This window comes from Chryseobacterium mucoviscidosis (genome assembly GCF_002177115.1).
In the GTDB taxonomy this organism is placed as follows: domain Bacteria; phylum Bacteroidota; class Bacteroidia; order Flavobacteriales; family Weeksellaceae; genus Chryseobacterium; species Chryseobacterium mucoviscidosis.
In genome coordinates, this window is the sequence record NZ_MVAG01000023.1 from 1 (window position 1) to 252 (window position 252).

Below are 252 nucleotides of genomic sequence, written 5' to 3' on the forward strand. Positions count from 1 at the left end.
GCAAACCTTTGCAAAAGAAACGCAGGATTACAAGAAAAGCTACGGATTTTCTCATATCACAAGACATGACATGCTGAAAATTCCCGAGCAGCAAAAGAGCGAACAATTTAAAGTTCCTCAATTCGATCCGAAAACAATCAAAAACATCCCTTCTGCAAAAGGGTATAACAAAAATGGAGAGCTGATCGATTTAGACGAAATGCCGACGGGACGGTTGCTACATACCACGGCTACAATCTTGTTTTCGCGCTG

At 41.7% G+C, this 252-nt stretch carries 1 protein-coding gene; it reads left to right on the plus strand.

All coding sequences use genetic code 11. The features are described 5' to 3' along the window. Window positions 1-252 (plus strand): hypothetical protein (locus B0E34_RS22575; RefSeq protein WP_503327683.1); only part of this gene is annotated, 252 nt, incomplete at both ends.